This window comes from Stenotrophomonas sp. 2201_Sma (genome assembly GCF_056486685.1).
In genome coordinates this window covers 1,791,464-1,813,735 of the sequence record NZ_CM151329.1, presented here as the reverse complement: position 1 = coordinate 1,813,735, position 22,272 = coordinate 1,791,464, and the positions used below count along the sequence as shown (strand labels likewise).

The window sequence follows — 22,272 nt, the reverse complement described above, 5'->3', positions numbered from 1 at the left end:
AACCCCGGGGCCAGCCCGGGGTCTCGTCGCAACCGGCACGCAGGGGGGGCCTATCTGCGCTTCTTGCGCACGTACAGCACCAGCGAGTGTTCTTCCAGCTCATAGCCGTGATCGGCCGCGATCTTGCGCTGCAGTTCCTCGATCTCGGTACTTTCGAACTCGATGATCTTGCCGCTGTCCACATCGACCATGTGATCGTGATGGCCGCCGCGGTCCAGTTCATAGACGGCCTGGCCGCCTTCGAAATTGTGCTTGAGCACGAGGCCGGCAGCCTCGAACTGGGTCAGTACCCGGTACACCGTGGCCAGGCCGATCTCGTCACCATGCTCCAGCAGCTGGCGGTAGATGTCTTCGGCGGTCATGTGGTGCTGGGCAGTGCGCTGCTCGAGCAGCGCCAGGATCCGCATCCGTGGATGGGTTACCTTCAGGCCGACTTTACGCAGGTCGTGGGTTTCCATAGGTCTCCGTTCATTGGCGATTTAGCGCCAGCTGCCTCGGATTGGGTCGCGGTGGCACGCCGGGAGTGTATCATCGGTTCGATTTCCCCAACCGCCAGTCCCGATGCGCAATCTCCTGTTGGTCGCCGCCGTCGCCCTGTCCACCACCGGGTGCGGCATCATCTACAAGCAACCCATCTATCAGGGCAACCTGATCCGGGAAGATGCCGTGGCCAAGCTGCAGGTCGGGCAAAGCAAGCAGCAGGTGAACGCGCTGCTGGGCACGCCCTCCGTGCCGGACCCGTTCCATGCCCAGCGCTGGGACTACACCTCCAGCCAGCGGGTCGACCGTCTCGGCCGCACGGAAGTGAAGAACTTCACCGTGTATTTCGAGAACGACGCCGTGACGCGCTGGGAGGGTGACTATTTCCCGGCCAACGACAAGGCGCTGGCCCAGCAGACCGTCCGCCAGTTCGGCCGCAACCTGCCGAAGGACAAGAAGAAGAAGGGCCGCTGAGGCCGCCGGCCCGTTCCGACGGACGGGCCCTGGCCCTCAACCGCCGAGCGCGCGACGCCGGCGGTTGTCCTTGGGATCGGCCTGCAGCGGGCGCAGCAGTTCGACCCGGTCCCCATCCAGCAGTGCCTGCTGCGGGCGGGCCAGCACACCATGCACGGCGGCAGCCGGGCAGCCGGCACTGCCCTCAAGAGCGGCAGCGGCGATCGCATCGGCAACCGTGGCGCCCTCTTCCAGCTGCAACCGGCGTGACAGCACCCGCTGCGGCCAGGCAAGCACCACCTCGACCTCGATCATCGCTCAGTCCTCGTCGGCAACCCGGACGAAATCGTTGACCATGCGATCGGCCAGACCCTGGAAGCCGATCGCCAGCGCCGGGCCCAGCAGCCGTGAGCTGGGTTCGAATTCCAGGGTCAGCGTCACCTTGCAGGCGTCTTCGGCCAGCGCGTGGAATTCCCAACGGCCATGAAGCTGCTTGAAGGGACCGTCGCGCAGCTGCATGTCGATGCTGTGCGGGCGCTGCAGGGTGTTCTCGGTCTGGAACCAGGTACTGAACGAACCCAGGCCCAGGTCCAGACGCGCCACCAGCCGGTCCTCGCCCTGCTCCAGGATGCGGGCATCGGAGCACCAGCGGAAGCGGCGCGGATAAGCCTGGACGTCGTTGACCAGGTCGAACATGCGCGCGGCCGAATGTTCGACCAGGGCGCTGCGGCGGATAGTAGGCATGTATACGGGACGTTTCGGCAATCGACCGGGCGGGCCCGAATCGGAGACAATACGGAAATGAGCAAGAACAGCGGCAAGGATAAAGCAAAGAGCGCGACGGCCAACAAAACCATCGCGCTGAACAAGCGTGCCCGCCACGAGTACCACATCGAAGAGCGCTTCGAGGCCGGGCTGGCCCTGCAGGGCTGGGAGGTCAAGTCGATCCGGGCGGGGCGCGGCAACATCATCGACGCCTACGCTTACGTGAAGCGTGGCGAGATCTACCTGATCGGCGCACAGATCACTCCGTTGATCCAGGCCTCCACCCACGTGGTGGCCGAGGATCGGCGCGAGCGCAAGCTGCTGCTGCACCGGAACGAGATCGACAAGCTGATCGGCAAGGTCGAGCGTGATGGCTATACGATCGTGCCGACCGCGATGTACTGGAGCAAGAACAAGATCAAGCTCGAGATCGCGCTGGCCAAGGGCAAGCAGAACCACGACAAGCGCGATGCGGCCAAGGATCGCGACTGGGCGATCGAGAAGCAGCGGGTGATGCGGCGCGGCAACCGCGACGCCTGAGGCAGGCCCCGCCGCCATGTGGCGCCGGGCGATGCCCGGCGGCCCGGGCCATCAACCGGCCAGCATGCCCTGCCCGCGCGCGCGCGGCGCCAGGGCCGCGTGCATCACGGCCAGGTGCATCACCACCGCCAGTTCCGGCGCGTGGCGATCATCGCCCGCCCGCCACTGCTGGGCGAGCTGGGCTGCATCGGCCGGCAGCAGGGCCAGCAGTTGCGTATCGTCGAGCGCATCGGCTGCACCCTGCAGCTGGCGCGCCAGCTGCCGCGACTGCCACACGTGAACGCCGATGCTGAGGCTGGCCAATGTCATCAAGGTCAGCGCCAGGCCGTGCTCGAACCACTGCGCCAGCACGTCCGGCCCCCACAGCAACGCCGCCAGTACCGCCAGCGCCGGCAGCCGCCAGCCCAGCCAATGGGTGCGCCCACGCTGCGGCCAATGCACCACCACTGCGCTGGCGACCAGCGCCACCGCTGCGGTGGCCGGCAGTTCGGTCAGCCAGGTCGCCGCCAGCAGCACCGCCAGCAGCGCCCAGACCCAACCGGGAGGCAACGCCCGTCGCTGATAGTCAGCCCCGACCGGGCCCACCAGCTGGCGCAGGCTGCGCTGTTGCATCGCGTCGGTCACCCACAGTCTCCCGTTTCTGTCCTGCCCTGGATGGTCACGACCAGTGTGTCGCAAATCCGTGCCGGAGACGTTAGCAATCCGCTATGACACAGGCAGTACAACATGTTGCGGATTGACCGGCCGCGCGAGGTGACTGTTCAGCTGTTTTGCCGTAGCATGACAACCGTTGGGCAGGCCCTGCCCGTGGTGACACGGAATCGGCCCTGTACCTTGCAGCACTGTAGAAACCGGGGGTGCATTGGTTTCGACGGGGGTTGTGAAGTCGCCTGGCGCATGCCGAGGGGGTAGCTTTCCTCGTGAATCCAGCTGCAAAACTCTAGTTGCCAACGACGACAACTACGCTCTGGCCGCTTAAGGCCTAAGCCTCGAAACCGCTTGTGTCCATGCTCGCGGTGTAGAGTCACTATCATGGAATCGCGCTGGACGGCTGCCTGTCAGTCCGGCACTAGAACACAACAGGCTGGTTCCCGGATGCGCTTTGCACGCCGTGCTGTTCGGGGACGAGATTCAACGGCGAGCTAAGCATGTAGTGCTGGGGATGGAGTGCCTTCGGACGGCGGTTCAATTCCGCCCACCTCCACCAACGAGCGGTCCTTCAAGGACCGGAGAAGCCCGGACATTCCCGCCAGAAGGGGATCTCCGGGCTTTTTTATTGCCTGCGGTATACACCGCTCGCCGCGCGTGTCGATCTCGACATCGGTAAATCAGTTCAGAAATTTCCTACCCCCGCACTGGGGGAGAACGGTCTGCGAAGCCGTTCGTTCAAGGTCGCCATCAGAAAGGAGACCGCGCGGACATACCCCCTTCATCTCGAGTCGAGCCCCCAGGGCACGACCGGCTCATCGCACCTTTCACAAAGGAACTGTATTCATGCGTACGTCGCTTCGGGTTTCCCTTGCCAGTGCCATCGCCCTGGCCCTGGCCAGTGCCCCTGCCTTCGCCCAATCCACCGAACGGGTGTGGACACGGGGCATGGACAACAACCAGCAGTACAGCAGTTTCATCGTCAAGTACCGCGATGGCAGCCGCAAACGCGTCTCTGCCGACACCGCCCAGGATGCGCTGAAACAGCGGCTGGGCGCGCAGCAGCGCAGCAAGCGCTCGGTGGGTGCGGCGCAGGCTGCGGCGGTGGCGCATCAGCGCCGCATGGGTGGCGGCGCCGATGTGATCAGGACAGACAAGGCACTGGATCGTCCGGAGGCCGAGATCCTGATGCAGCGCATCGCCGACGACCCGGACGTCGAATACGTGCAGCCGAACTTCATGATGAGTGCGTTCGCCACGCCCAACGATCCGCGTTACGCCGAACAGTGGCACTACAGCAATCCCGTCAGTGGCGCACGCGTGCCGGCGGCATGGGATCGCTCCACCGGCCAAGGGGTCGTGGTGGCGGTGATCGATTCGGGCTATCTCGACAACAACGACCTGCAGCCGAACCTGCTGCCGGGCTACGACATGATTTCCTCCACCCGGCCGTTCAGCAATCTGCAGTGCATCCTGGGCGGGCTGAATCCCGGTTGTGGCGGTTCCGACGATGGCGATGGCCGCGATGCGGATGCCTTCGATGCCTCGGGCATCGCGCACGGCACCCACGTTGCGGGAACCGTCGCGGCGGTAACCAACAACCAGATCGGCGTGGCAGGCGTGGCCTACAACGCGAAGGTCGTACCGGTACGCGTGCTGGGCAACCAGGGCAATGGCGGCTCGGATGACATCATCGACGGCATGCTCTGGAGCGCTGGCATCGCTGTGCCGGGTGTTCCCGCCAATGCCAACCCGGCCGAGGTCATCAATCTCAGCCTGGGCGGCCGTCGGCCCTGCTCGCCGGCCGAGCAGGATGCGATCGACGACATCACGGCCACCGGCACCCTCGTGGTGGTCGCGGCGGGCAACAGCAACCTCGATGTGTCCGAGTTCGCACCGGCGAACTGCAACGGCGTGATCGCGGTAGCCGCGAACGACCAGGGCGGGCGCCGCGCGTTCTACTCCAACTACGGTGCAGGCATCCATATCACCGCGCCCGGTGGCGAGACGTGGTCGTGCCGCGCCTCGGTGGGCGAGTTCCTGCCCCTGGCCACACCACCGAACTCGACCAACTGCGCACCGACCCGCCAGCATCCGGCGCAGGGCGTTCTGTCCACGGTGGGCAACAATGCCTTTGACTTCATGTCCGGCACCTCGATGGCGGCACCGCACGTGGCCGGCGTCGTCGCGCTGATGCAGGCGGTGGCACCGGTGCCGAAGACCACCAGCCAGGTCAAGGACATCCTGCGCCGCACCGCCCATCCGATCGCGGCGGCCAACTGCCCGGGGGGTTGCGGTCCGGGCATCATCGACGCCGCAGAAGCTGTCAGGGAGGCCAGCAACTGAGGCCAGGGGCGCAGCGGCCCGCCACAGCCGCTGCGCCATGCGTTGCTCGCCGGTCAGATCCACAGGCCACCTTCTCCCACACTCCCGGCACGAAACCCATGAACTGGTTCGACGGCATGGCCATCGGCTTCCTGCTCGGTGTCCTGGCATGTACTGCTGCGGTGGTCCTGGCAATCCGCAACAGCGATCTGGACGATTGACGACCGGCCGCTGAAGGAACGGGCGCACGCCGCTTCCGCCTTGACATACCTCCCGCTAGAGTGGCGCGACCGCGCAGGAGGATCGTATGGCAACCACGGGAATGGGCATCGTCGGCCGCACGGCTCTCGTCTTCACCCTGCTGCTGGCGCTGAGCGGCTGCGCCACCCTGCGCCAGTTCGGGCCCTCGGTGCAGGTCGCCTCGGTTACCCCCGGCCAGTACATCGCGCTCAAGCGCGGTGACATCCTCACCACCGGCAAGCTCAGCTCGGCCACCCTGGAGACCCTGCGCGTGGCCGGTCTGGACGAGGGTGTCTGCGCCAGGCCCGGTCCGCCCTGCATCGATGCAATGGAGGCCAGCATCGTCGTGCGCGAGGAAGACAAGCGCTCGGCCCTGGCCGAACTCTGGCTGCAGTACGCATTGACCCTGCCCGCCCCCAAGCGCGAGTACTCCGCCGAAGGCCGCGCCAAGGCCGTGGTCACCGAACTGGACGCCGGCTTCCAGCCGCGTCTGGATGCGTGGATGCAGGTTGCGAGGCAGGCCTACGCCTATCTGTTCTTCACCGAGCGCACCGCCAACCAGCGGGGTTTCGAGGATCGCCAGACGCAGGTGCGGGACTACTACAACCTGGCCGTGCAGGAAGCCTCCGTGCAGCTGTTCGAGGCCTACGCCACCGGCCGGGTGCACGGCGACACCAGCCGCTTCCAGCTGGGACGATGGACCTTTGTGCTGGCGCCATCGGACGACGGCTCGCCCTTGGACGAGCGTACGCCGAGGGAGCTGGTTCCCGCCGCAGCGCTCTCGTTCACCGGCACCCTGCGCAGCGTGCATCGCCGGGATGGCTTCGGCGCCGAGCTGGTGGCGGTGATGGATGATCCCGGCAGCGACGTGGACACGCCGGCTGCCGCGGCCAGCGCCCCCCCGCCGGTACAACGCAGCTGGAGCGAAATGCCTTCGCCCTCGATGTCGGTGCTGCTGCGGTTCTCCGGCAACAACCTGTGGGAAGTGCTGCACGACGACGAGCCGGAGGTGGAGATCCACGATCCCTACCAGGTTTCGGAAGTCACCCTGCATGGCCAGCAGGTGCCACTGGCGGCCAACTTCACGGCAGGCTACGCGCTGTGGCTCGCACGCTCCAACTTCAGCCGGCAATCGCTGCGCTCGCTGTTCGGCAGCAAGGGCGGCATCGATACGCCGCATCTGTACATGATGCAGCCCTACGACCCAAAGCGCCGCGTGCTGTTGATGATCCACGGCCTGGCAAGCAGCCCGGAGGCATGGGTCAACGTCGCCAACGAGCTGATGCGCGACGATGAGATCCGCCGGGACTTCCAGGTGTGGCAGTTCTACTACCCGACCAATATGCCCATCGCGATGAGCCACGATGCGATCCGCCACATGCTGGCCGACGTGCTGCAGCACTTCGATCCCACTGGAAAGGCGGCGGCCTCGCATGACATGGTGCTGGTCGGGCACAGCATGGGCGGAGTGATCTCGCGGCTGATGGTGTCTTCGTCCGGCGACCATCTGGTCGAGACCCTGCTGGCAACCGCGCAGATGACGCCGGCACAGCGCGAGCTGCTGCGCACCCGCGGCGCGCCGGTGCTCACGTTCAAGCCGGAGCCGGAGATTTCACGGGTGGTATTCATTGCCACCCCGCATCGCGGCACCGACGTTGCCGGCACCCGCCTCGGGCGCTGGATCGGCCGTCTGGTGCGGCTGCCACTGACCGTGCTGGAGGACGTGGCGACGATCGCCAACGACGGCCACGTCGATCGCGACGACGGCAAGCACGGCTACCAGATGAACAGCATCCAGAATCTCGACAAGGATGACCCCTTCGTCAAGGCCGTCGCCGATCTGCCGATGTCTCCGAGCGTGCGCTATCACTCCATCATCGCGCGCGCCAAAGCCGATGGACCGCTGGAGCAGACCAGCGACGGACTGGTGCCGTACTGGAGTTCGCACCTGCCGTTCGCCGAATCGGAGAAGGTGATCGTGTCCGGTCACAGCGTGCAGGAAGCCACGCCCGCCATCGTCGAGCTCAGGCGCATCCTGCATGAGGACATGCAGGCCCATGGTCACGCAGCAGAGTAGGTCCAGCGGACGGCGATCCGGTCACTGCCCGGGTTGGCGGCGCGAGAACCGGCCGTGCAGCGCCGCGGGGATCGCGAAGCCCTCCATGCGGACCTCCGGACGGTAATCGGCCGAAGGGGTGAAACTGTACTCACGGGCCAGCATGGCGCACAGCAGCACCAGCTGCGCATTGCCCACCGCCGAACCGACACAGGAGCGGGACGGGAAGCCGTAGGGAACATAGATTCCGGCAGTGCGCTTGCGCCGCTCCGGCAACCAGCGGTCAGGATCGAACTGAAGCGGGTCGTCCCAGTACTTGGAAGAACGGTGCTGGATGAAAGAACTCAACTCGAACACGCTACCTTCCGGAATTCTATGCCCGTCCACATCCAGGTCGCACATGGCGACACGTCGATTATTGAACGGCGTCGAGTACAGCCGCATCACTTCCTTCAGGAAGCGCATCGTGCAGGGAATGCGTGCCATCGGCAACGCAAGGATCTCCAGATCGGTCAGTGCATGAAATTCGTCCTCGATGCGCCGCCGCCAATCGGGGTGCATCTGCAGGGCCAGCAGCACGCAGGCCGCCATCATGCCGGGTACGCCGGAAATAGCGATCAACTGCACTGTCACCAGGTAGGTGACCTTCCGCAAGCCGATCCTATCGTGCAGTGACAACAACGACTGCGCATAGTCCAGATGAGAGGTGCCACCGCGCAGGCGTTGCTTGAGTTCACCGTAGATGGCGCGGGACTCGCCACGGCCAATCATGAAGTTGCGCAGAAGGTGACGACGATGAATCACCTGTTCCACCTGAGTGGTATAGCGCAACTGCATTGCGCGTTCGATTGCGGCCTGCCCCCGGGCATCTAGGCCGGCGATCACCATCGGGATCAGGGGCGTTGCCATCACCGTCCAGATCGCTGGTGTCGCATCAAGCTCCTCGCCGCACAGGGCATCCAGCGCGCCCCGCATGCGTGCCTGCAATGGCTGCAGTACTGCAGCTCCGGAAAGCTCCGCGCTGCGGGCAGCGATCAGACTGCGCACTTCGGTCCAGCGCACGCGCTCGTGGCGCCGCAGTAGATCGCCCAGTGATTCGGCGACGAACAGATGCTCCGAGTTCTCCTTGTCGACCTTGCCCGCCAGCTCTGGACAGAACACACCGACGCCGCCTGTCTCCAGCTTCAGAACCGGCCCCTCGCGCTCAACGCGCTCCGCCAACCGTTCGGCGGCCGCGCCACCCTGATTTGATGTCCCTTGCATACGCTGCGCCTTAGGCAGAAAGGGACTCGAAGACGAGTCCCTTCGTCTTGCTACGACTCAATCGCGTGGCTTGCCGCGCGGAATCAGAACTCGACCCAGAGCGGCCAGATCCTCCACACACTGCTCTTCTCGTTCGGATGGATGTTCAGAGTGACGCGCAATGCTCGGGCGAATCTGTTCATTTTCACTCCTTTGATTGCTGTGTGATTTCGCCGGGATTATCCGGCAGATTTAGATATCACTGATAGGCAGCGATAATCAAGTAGTAAATCTGGCGCGGCGCAACATGATGGACACACCTCCAATGCAACTTGCCACTGCATTATCTGCAGCATCTGCCGTGCGCTATCGGACAGCGACTGCCGTTGCGGGAAATCCCTCATCGCACGTACGCACAGTGCCTCCTATGCTGGCCGCACCTCCCCGACAGCAGGCCAGCCACATGAACACCCAGGACCTCAGCCGCCAACCCCGTCCCGATCCGGCCGAGCGCGATGCCTTCTTTCCCTCGCCCTGGTCGCTCTCGCAGTTCACGTCACCCACCAGCAATCTGTCCGGCGCGGACTATGCCGACGCACGCCGGGATGGCCGCTGGAAGATACTGATGATCGGCGCCGATGAGCGCTACCTGCCGACCGCCAACGGCCACCTGTTCTCCACCGGCAATCACCCGGTCGAAACGCTGTTGCCGATGTATCACCTGGACAAGGCCGGCTTCGACTTCGATGTGGCAACCCTGTCCGGCAACGCCGTGAAGTTCGAATGGTGGGCGTTCCCCGGCGAGGACCGCGACATCGGCGGTCTGTACGAACGTTACCTGGCGCGGTTCCGCCAGCCGAAGGTGCTGGACGACATCGTGGCCTCGCTGGACGCGGCGTCGGACTATGCAGCCATCTTCATTCCGGGCGGGCATGGTGCACTGATCGGTCTGCCGGAGAGCCGCGCGGTCAGCAAGGCGCTGCACTGGGCGATGGCGCAGCAGCGCTACATCATCACGCTCTGCCACGGCCCTGCAGCGCTGTTGGCTGCCGGGATCGATGAAGCGGGCGGTGATTCGCTGTTCCATGGCTACCGCATCTGCGCCTTCCCCGATGCGATGGACCGGCAGACGCCGGACATCGGCTACATGCCCGGACAACTGCCGTGGTTCTTCGGTGAAAAGCTTGCGCAGCAGGGCGTGCAGATCGTCAACGAGGGTATTGACGGCAGCGTGCTGCAGGATCGCCTGCTGCTGACAGGCGATAGTCCGTTGGCCGGCAATGCACTCGGCCAGTTGGCCGCACGCACCCTGCTGGACGCGCTGGCAGGTCGCTGAACACCGTGGCCGCGCTGGTGCCGATGCTGCTGGAACTGGAGCACGCGCGTTCGATCGCCGAGATCGGGGCGCTGCTTCGCTCGATCGCCGCGCCCCTCGGCTACGATCGCGTGCTGGTGTTTGCGGCCGGCACCGGGCTCGAACGCGGCGCACACCGCGTGTACTGGATCGAGGGCGACTGGCTGGGTGAAGGGCGTGAGACCGATCTTGCCCGCTACCTGCATGCCTGCCCGGTCAACCGCCACGTGCTCGACAGCGATGCCCCGTTCTTCTGGAGCAAGCGCGACGGCGTAAGGGGGGCCCGCTACCAGGTGGTCAGGCACCCCCGCGGCGACGGCCTGCATGGGCTGCAGGTACCCGTATTCGGAACCACGGGGCTGGAAGGGGCGATCAGTTTCGCCGGAACGATCATCGACGCTTCCGCGCCTGCCCGGCTGCTGCTGGAGTCTGCCGGCACAGCAGCATTCCGCGCCGCCCGCCGGCTGGCCGAAGCACCGGCCGAACGCCCCCTGGGCGAACTGAGCACGCGGGAACGCGAGGTTCTGCGTTGGGTCGCAGCCGGTCGGCGCCAGGCGGAGATCGCCGCCACGCTGGGGTTGTCCGCGCGCACCGTGGAGAACCACCTGCGCCGCGCGCGCCAGCGCCTGGGCGTTGCGACGACGGCGCAGGCCGTGCGCGCGGCCGCGCGACGCGGCGAGATCGAAGACTGAGCGAGTCGCCCGCGCAGTCGCCACACCAATGACCCATCCTGGCATACCCTCCCCTGCCAATCCGTGCCATCCTTCATGGAATCGTTTACATGGAATGGAGGGATTCCACGATGCTGTCGCGTTTCCGTCGCCCTGCGCTGTGTGCGCTGCTAGCCTTCGCTCTTCCCGCCATCGCCTGGGCGGCGGCCCCTGCGCCGCTGAAGGTGATGTCCTTCAATGTCCGCACCCCGGCCGACACCGCGCCAGGCAAGCGCTGGCCGGATCGGCGCGATGCGATGGTCAAGGTCATCCTGGATGCCCGCCCGGCCGTGATCGGCACCCAGGAGCTGGTACAGGAACAGGCCGACTATCTCGCCGGCCACCTGCCCGGCTACGCGTGGTTCGGTGAAGGACGGCGCGGTGGCAGCGGCGATGAGCACATGGGCGTGTTCTACGACACGCGGGTGCTGGCCGTGGAGGAATCAGGCAACTTCTGGCTGTCCGATACACCGGAGGTCGCCGGCAGCATCACCTGGGGCAACCTGTACCCGCGCATGGTGACCTGGGCCCTGTTCCGTCGCCTTGACGATGGCCGCCGCTTCTACTTCATGGACACCCACCTGCCCTATCGCGACGAAGACGAACCGCGCCGGGTCAAGGGGGCCGAGCTGATCGGCAGGCGGGTGGCGACGCTGCCGCCGGATCTGCCGGTGGTGCTGACGGGCGACTTCAACAGTGAACCCGGGGGCGGAACCTACGCGACGCTCACCCGCGTTCTGCAGGACGCACGCACCCAGGTGGCGTCTCCCCAGGGGCCGCGCCCGACCTTCCATGATTTCACCGGCAAGGCCACCACGCAGCTGGACTGGGTACTGGTGAGAGGCTTCCGTGCGCGCAGCTTCCTGACCGATGACCGTCGCATCGACGGCGTGCTGCCCTCGGATCACTTCCCGCTGGTGGTCGAGCTGGACTGGCCCCGGCCCTGAGTCGGGTTGCCGCCGCGTTCACCGCGGCGGCTGCCGCGCCAACAGGCGATACAGCGCCTGGTGCTGATCGCGCGCCTGGCAGATGCGGGCGCCGATGGCCAGCAGCACGGCCACGCCGATCAGGCCCAGGCCCAGCATGGAGTCCGGCAGCCGCACGAAGCCGATGGCCGCGGCCAGCATCGCCAGCACCAGCAGAACGACCACCGCGACGGACAGTCCTGCACCGGGTGGCCCCGGATCGCCGAACAACATTCGTTGGGTATCCCGCTTGCCGTCCGTCATCGCCTGTCCTCTGATGGCCCGCCCCACTTGTTACACGGCAGAAGGCGCTTCCGGGAGAGTCAGAAGCGTCATGAATGTGACGGTGTCCACGGCTCACGCCGCGCTGCCCTGCCTGAGTTCGCAAAGTGTGGAGGACGGCATGGCACACCCGCGCCGTCCGGCCGGATTCATCATCGACAGCCAGGACGCAGCCGCCGACGAAGGCACTCGCTTCTGCGCCGCCATGCTGGGCGGCAGGCGCCCGCCCATCGGTGGCCCTGACCGGAAACGAGGACGGAGGCCACTGCCTCCGTCCCCGTCCGGTCAATTCACCTGTGCCACGCTCGGCGCCTGCGGGGACTGGCCCCAACCACCCAGCGCCTTGTATACGCCGACTACGCTGACGTTGACCTCCGCCTCGGCGGCCGCCAGTGCATCATCGGCGGCCAGCTGGGTGCGCTGTGCGTCGAGCAGGGTCAGGAAGTCTTCCGAGCCCTCGCGATAGCGGATCTGCGCCAGCGACTCGGCTCGTCGTGCGGCCTGCGCCTGCTCCACCACGATCGCCAGCCGTGCCTGCTGCTTGGAGTAGCGTGTCAGCGCGTTCTCGGTGTCTTCCAGTGCCAGCAGCACCGTCTGCTCGTACTGCGCGGCAACGCCCTCGGCCTCGGCCTTGCTGGCACGCAGACGTGCGCGCACGGTTCCGAAATCGAAGGCTGCCCAGCTCAACGACGGCGTCAGCGACCAGGCCTTGTTGTTGCCGTTGACCAGGCCATTGGCGTCGCCGCCGAGGAAGCCGACGAAACCGGAAAGCGACAACCGCGGGAACAGATCGGCCGTTGCCACCCCCACCCGTGCCGTGGCGGCCGCCAGCCGCCGCTCGGCCGCACGCACGTCGGCACGCTGGCGCAGCAGCTCGCGGGTATCGCCCAGCGGCAACGGCTTGGCGAACGCCGGCACCTCATGCGGCGCGAGCATGTCGGCCAGTACTTCCGGGCGCTGGCCCAGCAGCACCGCCAGGCGATTGCGGGACTGCGTCTCGGCCACTTCCAGCAGGGGAATATCGGCCTCGATCGCCTTCAGCCGGGCACGGCTGCTCTGCACATCCAGCTCGCTGCCGGCACCCAGCTCCCAGCGCGCCTCGGTCAGCTTCTGCGTATCACGCAGATTGACCAGTGTGTGCTGGGCCACGGCGATGCGCTTCTGCGTACCGCGCAGCTCGAAGTAGTTGCGTGCCACTTCGGCGGCAACCAGTACCTGCGCATCGGCCAGGTTGGCCTGCTCGGCCCCCAGATCGGCGCGTGCCGCTTCGGCAGCACGGCGCTTGCGGCCGAACAGATCCAGCTCCCAGCCCGCATCGAACCCGAGCTGGTAGCTTTCACTGAACACCCGCTGCCCACCCAGCTGCGGATCGGGTTGCTTGCGGCGGTCGTAACTGCCGCCTGCGGTCACGTGCGGTGCCTGGTCGAAGCGGCTTTCGACGAACACCGCCCGCGCCTGGCTGACACGCGCCACGGCCACGCGCAGGTCGAGATTGCTCGACAGTGCGCCATGCACCAGCTCTTCCAGCACCGGGTCATCGAACTGCGCCCACCAGCTGGCAACCGGCGACGTGGTGCTGAACACCGGCTGCTCCGCGCCCTGCAGGACGACAGGCTCCTGCTGGGGTGCCTTGTAATTGGGACCGACGGTGACACAGCCGGCCAGCACGAGGCTGGAAACGGCCACCGCCAGGGTGCGGATCACCATGGCAGCACCTCGCCCAGATAGGTGAAGCTGCCGCTCGGGCCTTCATGGCCGATCAGCGCCATCTGCACGCTGGAACGCGCACCTTCGGCGATCTCGATCTCGCCGTGGCCACCATTCATGTCGGTCTTGACGTAGCCCGGGTGCACGGTGTTCACCTTGATCGGCGAGCTGCGGAGCTCGTATGCCAGGGCCAGCGTCCAGCTGTTCACCGCCGCCTTGGAGGCGTTGTAGGCCGGAATCTTGAAGTCATAGATGCCCGAACCCGGGTCGGCGTGAAGGGTCTGCGAGCCGAGGATGCTGGACACGTTGACGATGCGCCCGGCCTTGGCCTGCTTCAGCAGCGGCAGGAACGCCTGGGTCACCGCCACCAGTGCATATACATTGGTGTCGAAGGTGCGACGCCACGTATCCAGCGACTGCTCCGACGGTGCCTGTGCCGGGTTCTCGATCATGATGCCGGCGTTGTTGACCAGGATGTCCAGCCGGCCGTGACGCTGGCGCACCTGCTCGACCGCGTCGGCGATGCTCGCAGCGTCGGTAACGTCCAGCTGCAGCGCTTCCACCGGCAGGCCTTCCGCCTGCAGCTTCAGTGCCTGCTCCACCGCCGTCTCACGCTTGCGGCCGGCCAGCAACGTGTGCACGCCTTCCTTCGCCAGCTGACGCACGGTCTCGGCACCGATGCCACGGGTAGCGCCGGTAACCAGCGCGATCTTGTTCTGATGGGTGTTCATGGATTCATGCCTTTGGAGGGAGAAGCCGCCGCCGATCATCGACCGGCGGCGACGGGGTTCCGTATCAGTGATGAATGGTGGGCTCGCCGTGCTGCACCAGCTGGCCACCGCCGTTGCGGGTGACGAACTTGCGCAGGGCAACGTAGAACACCGGGGTCAGGAACAGGCCGAACAGGGTGACGCCCAGCATGCCGGCGAACACCGTAATACCGGTCACCGAGCGCACCTCGGCACCCGCACCGTGCGAAAGCACCAGCGGCACGGTGCCGGCGATGAACGCGATGGAGGTCATCACGATCGGGCGCAGGCGCAGGCGGCAGGCTTCCAGCGCGGCCTCGACGATGCCCTTGCCGCCCATCTCCAGCTCACGGGCGAACTCGACGATCAGGATCGCGTTCTTGCATGCCAGGCCCATCAGCACCACCAGGCCCACCTGCACGAACACGTTGTTGTCGCCGCCGGTCAGCCATACGCCGAACAGAGCCGACAGCAGGGTCATCGGTACGATCAGGATCACCGCCAGCGGCAGCGACCAGCTCTCGTACAGCGCGGCCAGCACGAGGAAGGCCAGCATGATCGCCACCGGGAACACGATGAACGCGGCCTTGCCCTGGGTGGCCTGCTGGTAGCTCAGGTCGGTCCATTCGGTGGCCATGCCGACCGGCAGCACCTGCCCGGCAATCTCGGTCAGCTTGTTCATCGCTTCCGCCGAGGACAGCAGGCGCGGGTCGGCTTCGCCGGCCAGGTCCGCTGCCGGGTAGCCGTTGAAACGCAGCACCGGGTCCGGGCCGAACGTCTGCTTGATGGTCACCATCGAACCGATCGGCACCATCTCGCCGCGGTCGTTGCGGGTGCGCAGCTTGGCGATGTCCTCGACGCTCTCACGGAACGGGCCGTCCGCCTGGGCGATCACCTGCCAGGTGCGGCCGAACTGGTTGAAGTCGTTGACGTACGCCGAACCCAGGTAGGTCTGCAGCGTGTCGAACAGCTCGGTCAGCTGCACGCCCTGCGCCTTCGCTTTCACACGGTCCACTTCCGCATCCAGCTGCGGCACGTTGGCCTGGTAGCTGCTGATCGGGAAGGCCATGCCCGGGGTCTGTGCAACGGTCCCCTGCATCGCCTGCACGGCATTCTGCAGCGCGCCGTAACCCAGGTTGCCGCGGTCCTCGATGAACATCTGGTAGCCATTGCCGTTGCCCAGGCCCAGGATCGGCGGCGGCATCATCGCGAACGCGAAGCCCTCCTGCAGGCCTGCGATCTTCTGGTTGATCTCGGCGTTGATCTCCGCCGCGGTCCGGCCATGACGCTCGTTGAACGGCTTGAGCGGAATGAACGCCACACCGGTGTTCGGGGTGTTGGTGAACTGCAGCGCGTTCAGGCCCGGGAACGAAATGGTATGCGCCACGCCGTCGGTTTCCTGGGCGATCTTGGCGACCTTGCGCAGCATTTCATCGGTACGTGCGATCGACGAACCTTCCGGCAGCTTCACGCCCGCGATCAGGTACAGCTTGTCCTGGGTCGGGATGAAGCCCGGCGGCACCAGCTTGAAGATGACTCCGGTGCCGACCAGCAGGATCGCGTAGACCACGAACACAGCGCCGCGGCGGCCGAGGATGCGCGCCACACCGCGCTCGTACTTCTCCGAGCTGGACTTGAAGAAGCGGTTGAACGGGCGGAACACCCAGCCGAACAGGCGATCGATCAGACGGCTCGGGCCATCCTTCGGAGCGCCATGGGCCTTCAGCAGGCGGGCGGCCAGGGCCGGCGACAGGGTCAGCGAGTTGATCGCCGAGATCACCGTGGAAATGGCGATGGTGACAGCGAACTGCTTGTAGAACTGACCGGTGACGCCCGACAGGAACGCCATCGGCACGAACACCGCGCACAGCACCAGTGCGATCGCAACGATCGGGCCGGACACCTCACGCATGGCCTGGTGGGCCGCTGCGGTCGGCGACAGACCTTCTTCAATGTTGCGTTCAACGTTCTCCACCACCACGATCGCATCGTCGACCACGATGCCGATCGCCAGCACCAGGCCGAACAGGCTCAGCGTGTTGATCGAGAAGCCCAGTACGTACAGCGCTGCGAAGGTACCGACCACCGACACCGGAACCGCGATCAGCGGAATGATCGACGCGCGCCAGGTCTGCAGGAACAGGATCACCACCAGCACCACCAGGGCGATCGCTTCAAGCAGGGTCGAGACCACCGCCTTGATCGAATCACGCACGAAGATGGTGGTGTCATACACCGCTTCGTACTTCACGTCGGCGGGCATGGTCTTCTGCATCTCGTCCATCGTGGCGATGACCTTGTCGCGGATCTCCAATGCATTCGCACCGGGCGACTGGAAGATGCCGATACCCACCGCATTCTTGCCGTCGAGCTGCGAGCGCAGGGTGTAGTCGCCAGCGCCCAGTTCCAGGCGGGCAACGTCGGACAGGCGCACGATCTCGCCGTCGACACCGCTCTTGAGCACGATGTCGCCGAACTCCTGCTCGCTGCGCAGGCGGCCCTGGGCATTGATCAGGGTCAGGAACTGGCTGTTCGGCAGCGGCTCGGCGCCGAGCTGACCCGCAGAGACCTGCACGTTCTGCTCACGCATGGCACGCACCACGTCGCTGGCCGTCAGGCCGCGCGAAGCAACCTTGTCCGGGTCCAGCCATGCGCGCATGGCGTAGTCACCACCACCGAAGATCTGCGCGTCGCCCACGCCGGGAATGCGTGCCAGCGCGTCCTTGACGTGCAGGCGGGCGTAGTTGCGCAGGTACAGGGTGTCGTACTTGCCATTGGGCGACGTCAGATGCACGACCATCAGGAAGGTGGGCGACTGCTTCTGCGTGGTCACGCCCTGCCGGCGCACGTCCTCGGGCAGGCGGGCCTGCGCCTGCGCCACACGGTTCTGCACCTTCACCGCCGCCGCGTCCGGATCAGTGCCCGGGCGGAAGGTGACGGTCATCTGCAGCACGCCGTCGGAACCGGCGACCGACTTGAGGTACATCATGCCCTCGACGCCGTTGATCGCCTCTTCAAGCGGCGTGGCGACGGTTTCGGCGATGACCTTGGGATTGGCGCCCGGATAGACCGTGCGCACGACCACCGACGGCGGCACCACTTCCGGGTACTCGCTGATCGGCAGGATCGGAATCGTGATCAGGCCTGCGGCGAAGATCACGATCGACAGTACCGCCGCGAAGATCGGCCTGTCGATGAAGAAACGGGAAAAGTCCATGGAGGAATTCCTGGGAAATGCCGCCGGCGGGCAACAGCCACCCTGCCCCTCGCCGATATGACGAAGGCAGGGAAGGCCGCCGCTGGAGCCGGCAGCTAAGCGGAAACTCGGATCAGGAGACGGCGGATCAGCGGTTCAGCGCAGCAGTGGCATCACGGCCTGGTGCGGCGGCCGCAGCCGGCTGCATCGCCACCGCCTTGGCCTGCACCGGCATGCCCGGCATGAAGACCTTCTGCACGCCATCGATGATGACCTTGTCGCCTGCGGACAGGCCCTGCTCGACGATGCGCAGGCCTTCCGCCGTGCGGCCAAGGCGGATGTCGCGGCGCTGGGCCTTGCCATCCTTGTCGACCACGTACACGTACTTGCGGTCCTGGTCGGTCAGCACAGCCTTGTCGTCGATCAGCATCGCCTGGAACTGGCCACTGCCCAGCAGCTGCACACGGGCGAACAGCCCCGGGGTGAACTGCCGGTCGGCATTGTCCAGCAGCGCACGCACGCGGATGGTGCCGGTGCTGCGTGCGACCTGGTTGTCGAGGAAGTCGACCTTGCCCGCGTGCGGGTAGCCTTCTTCACCCGACAGGCCAACCTTCACCGGCAGGTCGCTGTCGCGCTCGCTCGGGCGCTCGCCCTTGCGTGCCATCTGCGCGTAACGCAGGAAAGTGCTTTCGTCGGCATCGAAGTAGACGAACACGGTGTCCAGCGAGACCAGCGTGGTCAGCACGCTGGCGCTGTCGCCGGCGGTGACCAGGTTGCCCGCGGTGACCATCGCGCGGCCGGCACGGCCGTCGATCGGCGCACGCACCTTGGTGAACTCCAGGTTCAGGCGGGCAGCATCCAGCGCCGCCTGCGCGGCCTGCACGGCTGCGCCGGACTGGTCTGACGCAGCGCGACGCTGCTCGGCGGTCTCGGTGGAGATCGCCTGCTGCTCGGCCAGGCGCTTGGCCCGCTCCGATTCACTGCGGGCCAGGGTTGCCTGGGTGCGGGCGCGGGCCAGTTCAGCGGCGGCGCGATCGTACTCGGCCTGGTAGCTGCGCGCGTCGATGGTGAAGAGCACATCGCCCTTCTTCACTTCCTGGCCTTCGACGTAGTTGACCTTGTCGATGTAGCCGGACACGCGCGGACGCAGTTCAACGCTCTGCACCGCCTCGATGCGGCCGCTGAACTCGTCCCATTGGCTGATCTGCTTGACCAGCACCGGGGCTGCGCTGACCTGCGGCGGGGGCGGTGCACCGGCTTCTTCGGCATGGCCGCCACTGCAGGCAGCGAGCACCGCCGCGGCGAGGATCGACACGCCGACCATCGCAATGCGATGGCCGAAACGATGTGGGGTGGTTTTGGGGGAAGTCATGGCATGCATCCGTACGGAGGGGTGGTACAGCTAATGAAAATGGCTATCAAAAAGTGCGGCGTATGCTGCAACCTCAACCAAGGTCAAGGTCAAGCGACACCCACGGTGTCGCGCCACGGTGGTGGAACTTCCAGTCGCAGCAGGCCCCGCGGCAGTTCCGCATCGCTGCTGTCGCAGCGAACGATGGCGCGGTTGTCGCGGCAGCCATCAAGCAGCGACACCACGCGCCGGCCGACCAGCAGCGAGCTCGGCCACTCGATGCAGGCGTTGGCGGCGTTGGCCGGTGTACACACCGGGCTGCACACCTCCAGCATCTGCGCACGGACACCGACCGCCTGTGCTTCCTGGTGCACCACCTGCGCGTACATGCGCAGGGCGGCGGTGGTGATCGAGGTCTCGCCGTAGCCGGCCCAGGGCTTGAGACCGGCAGGGCTGCCGATCATCACGTAGCGCCGCGCATGCACGTTGTCACGCAGCAGCGGCAGCAGGTGGCGTACCGCATGCACATGGGGCATCAGGTCGGCCTGCAGTGCGCCGAGCAGTTCGTCGCCCTTGCGGTCCATCACCCGGCCACGGTTGTAAGGACCGCCCATGGCCGCGATCACCGCCGCCAACGGCCGCGGGCGCTGCGCGACGCGCTCGGCCAGGACCTGCGCCGAACCGTCGTCTGCCAGTGAACCCAGCATGGTCTGCAGGCCGGGTTCATCGGCGAACTGCGCTTCCAGCGACGCCAGCCGTCCTGGATCGCGGCCGACCACCAGCACCGGGCTGCCGGCTTCCAGCAGCGCACCGACCACGCCCTGGCCGACCGCACCGGTTCCGCCGAGGACCAGGACTTCGGGCATCAGAATCCCATTCACGGGACATTTCCTCCCAAATCCGGGATAGTCCCGATTCGGCGCAGTCGATCGCTCTTCTGCGGCGCCAAGCGGATGGCACCGCCACGCTGCTGCCGCATGGGCGCGGTAAACTCACGGAAATCCTTGTGCACCAAGGAACTCGGGCGGATCTCAACGGTCATCGCCAGATCCAGGGCGTTCTGGCCGGCATGCCGGAAACGGGCAAGAATGTTGCGCAGGCTCATGGCGGGGGGGCTCCATTTCACGAATGGCGCCACGATAGACCTCAAACCTTTACTTGATTAGTCCTGATTAAGGGGAATAATCATCCCGTTCCCGGTCCAATCGATCTGTCACGATTGTCCCACCCCCGACGTCCAGGACTCCCGACCATGTCCCACGATCTCAATGAAACGCTGATCTTCGTCAAAGTGGTCGAGCAGGGCAGCTTCATCGCAGCTGCCAAAGCGCTCGGCCTGCCCAAGACCACTGTCAGCCGCAAGGTGCAGGAGCTGGAGACGCGGCTGGGCGCGCGCCTGCTGCACCGGACCACGCGCCGTCTTGGCCTGACCGAGGCGGGCTCGATCTACCACGAGCACTGCCAGCGCATCGCGCGCGAGCTGGAAGAAGCCGAGAGCGCGGTGAGCCAGTTGCAGTCCGGCCCACGCGGCTGGCTGCGTTTCACTGTGCCCTACTCCATCGGTATCACCTGGATCGCGCCGTTGCTGGGCCAGTTCCATGCGCAGTACCCGGAAATCCGCCTGGACATGCACATGGGCAACGAGAAGCTCGACCTGATCGCCGGTGAAGCCGATCTGGCCCTGCGCGTCGGCGCCCTGCCCGATTCCAACCTGGTCGCACGCAAGCTCGGCAGCCTGCGCACGCAGGTGTTCGCCAGCCCGGCCTACATCGAGCGCTACGGCGAGCCGCTGCACCCGGAAGAGCTTCAGTTCCATCGCATCCTGGCCATGCGCAAGCCCTACCACACTGGCAATTCACCGCGCTTTACCTGGCAGCTGGGCGAGAACGGAGGGGAACTGCGTGACTTCCCGGTGACGCCGCTGATGACGGCCAACGACATGTCCGCGCTCAACGGCGCGCTGGTGTGCGGTGAAGGCCTGCTGCTGACCGGCGATGTGATGGCCAAGCCGTTCGTCGAGTCAGGCATGGTCCGTCGCGTGCTTGCCGGGTGGACAGGTCCGGAGGTGGATTTCAACGCGGTCTTTGCCGGCGGCCGCCTGGTCTCGCCGAAGGTGCGCGCATTCGTCGACTTCCTGGTGGAGAAGCTCAACTTCGACGCCAATTACATGCTGGCGCAGTGCCCTGGCGCGAAGCTGGCGCGGCAGCAGCAGGAGCAGGAAGATGCCGCGCTTGAGATCAGCGGCAAGCGGATCCTGGAGAAGGTGGCCGCGCCGGCGGCGTGAAGCGGGGCCTGCCCGGCGTCATGCGGCGCGCTGTTCCAGCAGATGCTCGATCAGTGCACGCAGCTTCGGCTCGGCCTGGCGCCGGCTGGGGTAATACAGGAAGAACCCTGCGAACCACGGACAGTACGGCTCCAGCACGCTGACCAGTTCCCCACGCTGCAGCCACGGGCGCCATGTGTCCTCCATGCCGAAGGCCAGCCCGGCGCCCGCCAATGCCAGGCGGGTCATCGTGGCCATGTCATTGCTGGTGATCTCCGGCTGCACATCGACGCTGAACTCGCGTCCGCGCTCTTCGAATTCCCAGCGATAGGGCGCCTTGCGTGGTGCGGCGCGCCAGCCGATGCAACGGTGCCCGGGCAGCTCGCGCGGGTGCCTGGGCATGCCGTGCTGCTGCCCATACCGCGGAGTGCACACCACCACCTGCCGCTGCCGGCCGGACACCGGAATCGCCACCATGTCCTGGGCGATCACCTCGCCCAGACGCACGCCCGCGTCGAAACCCGCCTCGACAATGTCGAACTCCTCATCGGTCACCGTGATGTCCAGCTGCAGCTCCGGGTGCCGGGCGGCGAAGCTGGCCAGCAGGGGACCGGCCAGGAAATGCTCGGCAATGGAGGACACGGCCAAGCGCAGCTGGCCCTTGAGGGTGCTGCCGCGACGTAGCGTGGACTCCACGGCGCTGCCCAGCTCAGCCAGGGCGGGTCTGACCGCCGCAAGCAGCGCCTGGCCGGCATCGGTGAGGTTGACGCTGCGGGTGGTGCGCAGCACCAGAGCGACACCGAGCGACTGTTCCAGCCGGGCGATGGTCTGGCTGACGGCCGACCGGGTCACGCCCAGTTGCTGGGCCGCCGCGGTGAAGCTGCTGCAGTCGGCTACCCGCTGGAACACCGCGAGGGCATTGAGATCGACGGACATTGGTTAGCGG

At 66.1% G+C, this 22,272-nt stretch carries 21 protein-coding genes and 1 other RNA gene; 9 read left to right on the top strand and 13 right to left on the bottom strand.

Features of this window, described 5'->3' with window-relative positions:
* Window positions 1–50 precede the first annotated feature (50 nt).
* Entirely contained in the window at window positions 51–458 is a 408-nt protein-coding gene (fur, locus tag ACZLIF_RS08615) for a ferric iron uptake transcriptional regulator (RefSeq protein ID WP_053519706.1), read from the bottom strand.
* Between the two features lie 103 nt (window positions 459–561).
* Here fur and ACZLIF_RS08610 point away from each other — a divergent pair, with 103 nt between their 5' ends.
* Window positions 562–954, top strand: coding sequence for an outer membrane protein assembly factor BamE (locus ACZLIF_RS08610; protein ID WP_053519705.1), 393 nt, complete (start codon window positions 562–564; stop codon window positions 952–954).
* 36 nt (window positions 955–990) lie between these two features.
* Here ACZLIF_RS08610 and ACZLIF_RS08605 read toward each other — a convergent pair whose 3' ends face one another.
* Window positions 991–1,248 (bottom strand): RnfH family protein, encoded by a 258-nt coding sequence (locus ACZLIF_RS08605; protein ID WP_053519704.1) that lies wholly within the window; start codon window positions 1,246–1,248, stop codon window positions 991–993.
* 3 nt (window positions 1,249–1,251) lie between these two features.
* Window positions 1,252–1,677 carry a type II toxin-antitoxin system RatA family toxin gene (locus ACZLIF_RS08600; RefSeq protein ID WP_053519703.1) on the bottom strand — a complete coding sequence of 142 codons (426 nt, stop codon included), beginning with the start codon at window positions 1,675–1,677 and terminating at the stop codon, window positions 1,252–1,254.
* A gap of 57 nt (window positions 1,678–1,734) precedes the next feature.
* On the opposite strand from ACZLIF_RS08600, the gene smpB reads away from it, so the two are divergent.
* Window positions 1,735–2,238, top strand: coding sequence for an SsrA-binding protein SmpB (gene smpB / locus ACZLIF_RS08595; protein ID WP_019661238.1), 504 nt, complete (start codon window positions 1,735–1,737; stop codon window positions 2,236–2,238).
* 51 nt (window positions 2,239–2,289) lie between these two features.
* On the opposite strand, the gene ACZLIF_RS08590 is transcribed toward smpB, so the two are convergent.
* The gene (locus tag ACZLIF_RS08590) at window positions 2,290–2,862 is read right to left on the bottom strand and encodes a hypothetical protein (RefSeq protein ID WP_053519702.1); all 573 of its coding nucleotides are present in this window, start codon (window positions 2,860–2,862) and stop codon (window positions 2,290–2,292) included.
* 229 nt (window positions 2,863–3,091) lie between these two features.
* Here ACZLIF_RS08590 and ssrA point away from each other — a divergent pair.
* The 3 genes from ssrA to ACZLIF_RS08575 all read left to right on the top strand — a co-directional run bounded on the left by ssrA (window position 3,092) and on the right by ACZLIF_RS08575 (window position 7,528).
* Window positions 3,092–3,445, top strand: a transfer-messenger RNA (tmRNA) gene (ssrA, locus tag ACZLIF_RS08585).
* A gap of 287 nt (window positions 3,446–3,732) precedes the next feature.
* Entirely contained in the window at window positions 3,733–5,232 is a 1,500-nt protein-coding gene (locus ACZLIF_RS08580) for a S8 family serine peptidase (RefSeq protein WP_241686022.1), read from the top strand.
* Window positions 5,233–5,518: 286 nt separating this feature from the next.
* The gene (locus ACZLIF_RS08575; protein WP_128990659.1) at window positions 5,519–7,528 is read left to right on the top strand and encodes an esterase/lipase family protein; all 2,010 of its coding nucleotides are present in this window, start codon (window positions 5,519–5,521) and stop codon (window positions 7,526–7,528) included.
* 21 nt (window positions 7,529–7,549) lie between these two features.
* On the opposite strand, the gene ACZLIF_RS08570 is transcribed toward ACZLIF_RS08575, so the two are convergent.
* Window positions 7,550–8,728: a cytochrome P450 gene (locus ACZLIF_RS08570; RefSeq protein WP_241686023.1), complete on the bottom strand. Its 1,179-nt coding sequence runs from the start codon at window positions 8,726–8,728 to the stop codon at window positions 7,550–7,552.
* A gap of 484 nt (window positions 8,729–9,212) precedes the next feature.
* Here ACZLIF_RS08570 and hchA point away from each other — a divergent pair, with 484 nt between their 5' ends.
* From hchA to ACZLIF_RS08555, 3 genes are all read left to right on the top strand, one after another.
* The gene (gene hchA, locus ACZLIF_RS08565; RefSeq protein WP_128990663.1) at window positions 9,213–10,085 is read left to right on the top strand and encodes a glyoxalase III HchA; all 873 of its coding nucleotides are present in this window, start codon (window positions 9,213–9,215) and stop codon (window positions 10,083–10,085) included.
* Between the two features lie 5 nt (window positions 10,086–10,090).
* The gene (locus ACZLIF_RS08560) at window positions 10,091–10,795 is read left to right on the top strand and encodes a PA1136 family autoinducer-binding transcriptional regulator (protein WP_128990665.1); all 705 of its coding nucleotides are present in this window, start codon (window positions 10,091–10,093) and stop codon (window positions 10,793–10,795) included.
* Window positions 10,796–10,905: 110 nt separating this feature from the next.
* The gene (locus ACZLIF_RS08555) at window positions 10,906–11,760 is read left to right on the top strand and encodes an endonuclease/exonuclease/phosphatase family protein (RefSeq protein ID WP_128990679.1); all 855 of its coding nucleotides are present in this window, start codon (window positions 10,906–10,908) and stop codon (window positions 11,758–11,760) included.
* Window positions 11,761–11,778: 18 nt separating this feature from the next.
* Here the strand turns inward: ACZLIF_RS08555 and ACZLIF_RS08550 are convergent, their stop codons facing one another.
* From ACZLIF_RS08550 to ACZLIF_RS08520, 7 genes are all read right to left on the bottom strand, one after another.
* Entirely contained in the window at window positions 11,779–12,042 is a 264-nt protein-coding gene (locus ACZLIF_RS08550) for a hypothetical protein (protein ID WP_053517461.1), read from the bottom strand.
* A 303-nt stretch (window positions 12,043–12,345) separates the two neighbouring features.
* Window positions 12,346–13,767 carry an efflux transporter outer membrane subunit gene (locus ACZLIF_RS08545; RefSeq protein WP_053517459.1) on the bottom strand — a complete coding sequence of 474 codons (1,422 nt, stop codon included), beginning with the start codon at window positions 13,765–13,767 and terminating at the stop codon, window positions 12,346–12,348.
* Window positions 13,761–14,498, bottom strand: a complete 738-nt coding sequence (locus ACZLIF_RS08540) for an SDR family oxidoreductase (protein ID WP_128990667.1) — start codon at window positions 14,496–14,498, stop codon at window positions 13,761–13,763. Before ACZLIF_RS08540 ends, ACZLIF_RS08545 begins: the two co-directional genes overlap by 7 nt.
* Window positions 14,499–14,562: 64 nt before the next feature.
* Window positions 14,563–17,733, bottom strand: a complete 3,171-nt coding sequence (locus ACZLIF_RS08535; protein ID WP_053517457.1) for an efflux RND transporter permease subunit — start codon at window positions 17,731–17,733, stop codon at window positions 14,563–14,565.
* Window positions 17,734–17,860: 127 nt separating this feature from the next.
* Window positions 17,861–19,084 carry an efflux RND transporter periplasmic adaptor subunit gene (locus tag ACZLIF_RS08530; protein ID WP_164972414.1) on the bottom strand — a complete coding sequence of 408 codons (1,224 nt, stop codon included), beginning with the start codon at window positions 19,082–19,084 and terminating at the stop codon, window positions 17,861–17,863.
* Between the two features lie 89 nt (window positions 19,085–19,173).
* Window positions 19,174–19,944, bottom strand: a complete 771-nt coding sequence (locus tag ACZLIF_RS08525; RefSeq protein WP_074901312.1) for an SDR family NAD(P)-dependent oxidoreductase — start codon at window positions 19,942–19,944, stop codon at window positions 19,174–19,176.
* Complete coding sequence (locus ACZLIF_RS08520; RefSeq protein ID WP_053517540.1) at window positions 19,941–20,168, bottom strand: hypothetical protein; 228 nt, start codon at window positions 20,166–20,168, stop codon at window positions 19,941–19,943. The genes ACZLIF_RS08525 and ACZLIF_RS08520 overlap by 4 nt, the downstream gene beginning before the upstream one ends.
* 147 nt (window positions 20,169–20,315) lie before the next feature.
* Between ACZLIF_RS08520 and ACZLIF_RS08515 the strand changes: the two genes are divergently transcribed.
* A complete protein-coding gene (locus tag ACZLIF_RS08515) occupies window positions 20,316–21,347 on the top strand; it encodes a LysR family transcriptional regulator (RefSeq protein ID WP_065174970.1) in 1,032 nt (343 codons plus the stop codon).
* Between the two features lie 18 nt (window positions 21,348–21,365).
* Here the strand turns inward: ACZLIF_RS08515 and ACZLIF_RS08510 are convergent, their stop codons facing one another.
* Entirely contained in the window at window positions 21,366–22,262 is an 897-nt protein-coding gene (locus tag ACZLIF_RS08510) for a LysR family transcriptional regulator (protein WP_053517329.1), read from the bottom strand.
* Window positions 22,263–22,272: the final 10 nt, after the last annotated feature.